Below are 5,359 nucleotides of genomic sequence, written 5' to 3'. Positions count from 1 at the left end.
TTAAAAATTCAACAAAAAATTAGAACTCAACTGACTTAAACTTACTCAATCTCGATAAACTGGAAACGATAAATTGCTACGGTTAAAAATTTATTAGCACTACTCTATTTTTTTAAAGCTTTACGGAGATAAATTAAAACTAAAATACGTTTTCAAAAGAAAATTAAAACTCGGCTGACAAAGAAGCTCTGAAACGATAAAGTGGAATCGAAAATCTGGACGGAAAAGCACTTTAGACAACAACGTTTATCTTCAATCGTGGCTTTGTGTCCTGCGGACACAGACGCTCACGCGTCAAAGTCATTTCTTTTTATTATCTTCATTTCCTAAATTCCCACAACTGAAAGATAAACAAAACCGTTGGTAACAATTGCTCCGAAATAAAATCAGCACGTTAAATCATTGAGTTTACTGCAACTTAACGAACGTCCGGCAAAAACAGAGCCGATAACCGGATGGATAATCTGTTCGCACAGAAAAATTAAAAATCCTAAACGAAATTTTATCTCAACTGATAAACTTACTCAGTTGGATAAATTGATATGGATAATTTGTTGCGAATTAAATTTACCTCAACTCTACTCTATTTTCTGAACCATAACGTCTCTTACACGCAGCGAAATTGATTTTTAAACTGATAATTTAGGCTTGTTCAATTTTAAAAGCAAGAACGATAAATCGGAATCGCAAAGCAGAATGTTATCAGCAAAACGTGTCGCAAAAGTAACCAACACTGTATATCACAAATTGCTGCGCAGGTTTTAGGCTGACATTTCTCTGGCACGTACAATTATTAAATGTTTTTTAGCTATATTCGTTTCTTAGCGATCGCAACTTGAAGCGATATACGAGACCGTTATGTGCAAGCTAAACTCACTCAATCGGAAAAATGACATTTGACAAATTAGTTCAAAGGAAAATGTTTTTATTAATCATTATACTATTAATGATTTCAATATACTTTGGAGGAATCCAAACAGGATACAATTGGACTTTGGGTCGGTCTTACGATTTTAGCTTTTGGATTTTCATAGTTAAACCATTTTTGTGGTTAACATTTTTAATCGGATATGGGATTTTAGCAATATTACGTTATTGCACAAATAAAAATCTTTCTATATCTCATCTGATTTTAATTGGACTAACTTTCATTTCAGATAATATTCTGAACTCTGACTCTCGACTGACTTTAACTTTAATGTTAATTTCAGCTATTGTCTTTTTAATGAATTGTATTTGGTCAATTAGAAATCGAAACTCAAAAACCCTAATTGCAAAATGACATATATCCAAGTAATCATAGAAATAATAAAAAACATAAACTCACGTCTAACCGACCAAACCAATTTAACTTGGACAAAATACAACAGAGCTTACGAGCTCAAATCTGAATTAGAAAAGGACATTAAAGAACTTGACAATGGTAATCTGAAAATACTTGAAAAACTCAATCTTAACTTTGCCCCAACTGGAACATTTCAAGAAATTGCAATTCCTAATGGTTGGGGAGAAGATTTTATATTAATGGCAAATGATTTTGACAAACTTTATGAAAAAATAAAAGCCAGCACATAACAATGTATATTTCCAATTGTGGTTTTGTGTCCTGCGGACACAGACGCTCACGCGTCAAAGTCAGTTCTTTTTACTATCTTTAGTTTCCAAATTCCCACAACTGACAAATATACAAGACCGTTGGGTACAATGTGAATTGACCAACTTCAAAATTTAAAAATACCGTTCTGAATTAAACTGACAAATGAAAACTATCAAACTTATTGGAATATTGATTTTGAACTTTTTAATATTCAGTTGTGCGCCACTTAAACCAGCAACGACTATTAAAAACAGTTCGACTGAAAATTATAAATACATTTACATTTCACCGACAAATAGTCTGACTTCAAGTGCTGGAGCAACCTACGGAGGACAATATTATTCTACAAGTAAAAGCGTAAATCCGACAGATGTAATAACAGGAATATTATCAAAAGAAGGATTTATAAGATTACCCGAATTAAAAAATGAATTGACAAACGAAACTCTAATTGTGAATTATGGAGAAAGTGGCAGAAGGAATAGAGGTTTTGGATATACAATAGAAGTAACGATACAACTTGTCTCTGCGAAATCAAATGAACTGATTAGTTCCTGTTCAGCAGAAGGACAAGGAGAAACAGAAGCGGATGACATTAGACAAGCAATCACGCGTTGTCTATCGGCATTACTTTCAAAAGAAAATTAGCGGAAAAGTAATGTGGAATAAAAAACACTGTACCCAACAATGTATAACCGCAATTACGGCGGATTCGACTACGTCCGAATCCACTCGGAATTGCTAAAGTCTGTGCTTAACCGAAAATTAACGCATATTAACCCGTAACTGACGGTTATACGAGACCGTTGTAAATAATACAAAAAAAATTACGAACGAATTGAAAAAACGACTTTTACTAATACTCGGAATTCTGATTTTACTCGTTGTTGGATTTTTCGCATCAAAAAAAATCAATCTAAATCCGAATTATGAAGTCGGACAAAAAATTGATAGTCTGAATGGAGTTGCTGTTTATTATAATGGCGGTGTTGGAAATGTGGACGGACGAGCTTTAGCGAAAGATGGATATAATCTTGGACTAAAATATCAATGCGTGGAATTCGTGAAACGATATTACTACGAAGAACTAAACCACAAAATGCCTGATACTTATGGACACGCAAAAGACTTTTTTAACTCACGAATCAAAGACGGAGAAATAAACAAACAGCGGAATTTAAAACAATTTAAAAATCCAAGTAAATCCAAGCCAAAAATAAACGATTTAATAGTTTATTCGGGAACAACACTGAATAAATATGGACACGTTTCTATAGTTTCTAAAGTGACCGAAAACGAAATTGAAATTATTCAACAAAATCCTGGACCATATGGGAATTCAAGAGAAAGGTATGACTTGATAAATGAAAACGGAAAATGGATAATAAAAAATGACCGAATTTTAGGTTGGTTAAGAAAATAGTGAAAAAGTACTATTTACAACAATGTATAACCGCAATTACGGCGGATTCGACTACGTCCGAATCCACTCGGAATTGCTAAAGCCTGTGCTAAACCGAAAATTATTAACTTTAATCCCGTAACTGACGGTTATACGAGACCGTTAGCAACAAGATAAACAAAAAATGAACACCGAATGGCGCAAAATAGCTGAATTGATTAAAAATAATAATTCCGAACTAACTCACGACGGAAAATCAAAATTTGCAATAGAATTATTTTTAGGAAAAACTTGGATAAAAAATACTGTTGATTATATAATTGAACTTAAGACAGAATGGAATTTAGCAGTTAATTGTTTACGGGTTTTAGAATCTGAATACGCGACTGATTATGCTTACAAAATTTATAAAAATTCGACAAATAAAGATGACCGCCGAATTGCAGTTCTTGTAATTAAAGATATTGCACACCCAAAATCAATTCACTGGATTACGGAATTTTTGAATGATGAAAATGTTGCGGATTTTGGACTTGGTGTTCTTGACCAACTCCTTTGGACAGAAAAAATCAAACCAAATAAAATGACTGAATCACTTTTAAATTTAGCGGCAGAAAAAAAGCACGATGGATTATCTGAAAAAGTAGAATTTATAAGAAAATATTTAACCAAAAAATCCAGTTGCTAACAACGTATAATTCCAACTAAGGTTTTGTGTCCTGCGGACACAGACGCTCACGCGTCAAAGTCAGTTCTTTTTACTATCTTTAATTCTCAAATTCCCTTAGCTGGGTAATTATACAAGACCGTTGCCAACAATTATGAAAAAAATCCTGCTGACATTAACAATCTTGATTTCATTGACTGCTTGCGAATCGAAAAAAAGCAACTCAAATGAAAAAAATGTGGCGGAATCTGAAACAACAATCTCTGATTCAGAAACTGAATTAGATAAAGAAGAAAAATTAAGGACTGAAATTAATGACCAATATTTTGCTGAACTTTCCAACTGTTCCCAAAATGTAGATGCCGTAACTGACTTTAATGGAAAAACGGAATTTTGGCGGATTTGCGAAACTGATAATGGAAAACGAATAATACAAATTGACTCTCACGAAAAAGCAACTCTTTACGAAGAAGTTTATTACGAACAAAACGGAGAACTTATTTACGCAGAGGAGTCAATAAAATATATGCCAATTAATCATTACACTCTGCAACCTTGGACTTGCCAATTTTACGCAGAGAATGGAAAATTGGTTTCAGTAATGTCATTGGGACACGGAAAAACGGAAGATGACGAATGGAATCCTGAAATAATATTTGAAATGCATAAAAACAGAATAGCGGAATTAAATAAAATTGAGAACGAATAAAAATAACTGTAGGCAACAACGTATAATTCCAACTAAGGTTTTGTGTCCTGCGGACACAGACGCTCACGCGTCAAAGTCAGTTCTTTTTACTATCTTTAGTTTCCAAATTCCCTTAGCTGGGTAATTATACAAGACCGTTGGTAAAAATGCATAATTACAGCGTGGTAATCTTAAAATTTTATTTCTTAAACAATCTCTTTCTTGAACGAAAACTTAAAGAAAAATTGACAATCTAAAAGGATAAAATTACTCGAAACAAAAGCTGAATGGATAAACTTTGCGCAGAGAAAATTAAAAATCTTAAAGGAAATTTGAACTCAGCTGAAAAACTTACTCAAACTCGATTAACCGGAACCGATAAATTGTTGCGGATAAAAATTTCTCAGCACTACTCTATTTTCCCAAATCTTTACGGATAAAATATAAAACCAAAATTCGTTTTCAAAATAGTAATTTGAAATCAGCGGACTAAAATGCTAAAAAATGATAAAATGAAACCGAAAATTGAAACGGAAAAAACACTTTTACCAACAACATATATTTCCAATTGTGGCTTTGTGTCCTGCGGACACAGACGCTCACGCGTCAAAGTCAGTTCTTTTTACTATCTTTAATTCCTAAATTCCCACAACTGACAAATATACGGGACCGTTGCCAACAATAGCTCCGAAATCAAATCAGCAGGAATAATTATTGGGTTTACTGCAACTTAACGAACTTCCGGCAAAAGCAGAATCGATAACTGGATGGATAATCTGTTCGCAGAGAAAAATTAAAAATCCTAAAAGTAATTTAACCTCAACTGAAAAACTTACTCAGCCGGATAAATTGAAATGGATAATTAGTTGCGGATTAAATTTACCTCAACTCTACTCTATTTTTCTAAACCCTAACGTCTCTTACAAGCATCAAAATTAGTTTTCAAAAAAATTATTTCTGGCTTTTTCAATTTTAAAAGCAGGAACGATTAATTGGAATCGCTCA

General features: G+C 33.1%; 6 protein-coding genes. All 6 read left to right on the top strand.

Going from position 1 to position 5,359, the window contains the following annotated elements:
* Nucleotides 1-1,278: 1,278 nt before the first annotated feature.
* The gene (locus G551_RS0111990) at nucleotides 1,279-1,575 is read left to right on the top strand and encodes a hypothetical protein (protein ID WP_027885791.1); all 297 of its coding nucleotides are present in this window, start codon (nucleotides 1,279-1,281) and stop codon (nucleotides 1,573-1,575) included.
* 184 nt (nucleotides 1,576-1,759) lie between these two features.
* Nucleotides 1,760-2,245 (top strand): hypothetical protein, encoded by a 486-nt coding sequence (locus tag G551_RS0111985; RefSeq protein ID WP_027885790.1) that lies wholly within the window; start codon nucleotides 1,760-1,762, stop codon nucleotides 2,243-2,245.
* Between the two features lie 190 nt (nucleotides 2,246-2,435).
* Nucleotides 2,436-3,020: a CHAP domain-containing protein gene (locus G551_RS0111980; protein WP_027885789.1), complete on the top strand. Its 585-nt coding sequence runs from the start codon at nucleotides 2,436-2,438 to the stop codon at nucleotides 3,018-3,020.
* A 163-nt stretch (nucleotides 3,021-3,183) separates the two neighbouring features.
* A complete protein-coding gene (locus G551_RS0111975; protein ID WP_027885788.1) occupies nucleotides 3,184-3,687 on the top strand; it encodes a hypothetical protein in 504 nt (167 codons plus the stop codon).
* Between the two features lie 133 nt (nucleotides 3,688-3,820).
* Nucleotides 3,821-4,375 carry a hypothetical protein gene (locus G551_RS0111970; protein WP_027885787.1) on the top strand — a complete coding sequence of 185 codons (555 nt, stop codon included), beginning with the start codon at nucleotides 3,821-3,823 and terminating at the stop codon, nucleotides 4,373-4,375.
* Nucleotides 4,376-4,641: 266 nt separating this feature from the next.
* Nucleotides 4,642-4,794 (top strand): hypothetical protein, encoded by a 153-nt coding sequence (locus G551_RS16575; protein WP_156876794.1) that lies wholly within the window; start codon nucleotides 4,642-4,644, stop codon nucleotides 4,792-4,794.
* Nucleotides 4,795-5,359: the final 565 nt, after the last annotated feature.

It is taken from the genome of Mesonia mobilis DSM 19841 (assembly GCF_000423405.1).
Classification (GTDB): Bacteria; Bacteroidota; Bacteroidia; order Flavobacteriales; family Flavobacteriaceae; genus Mesonia; species Mesonia mobilis.
This window is presented reverse-complemented; position numbering and strand designations above follow the sequence as displayed.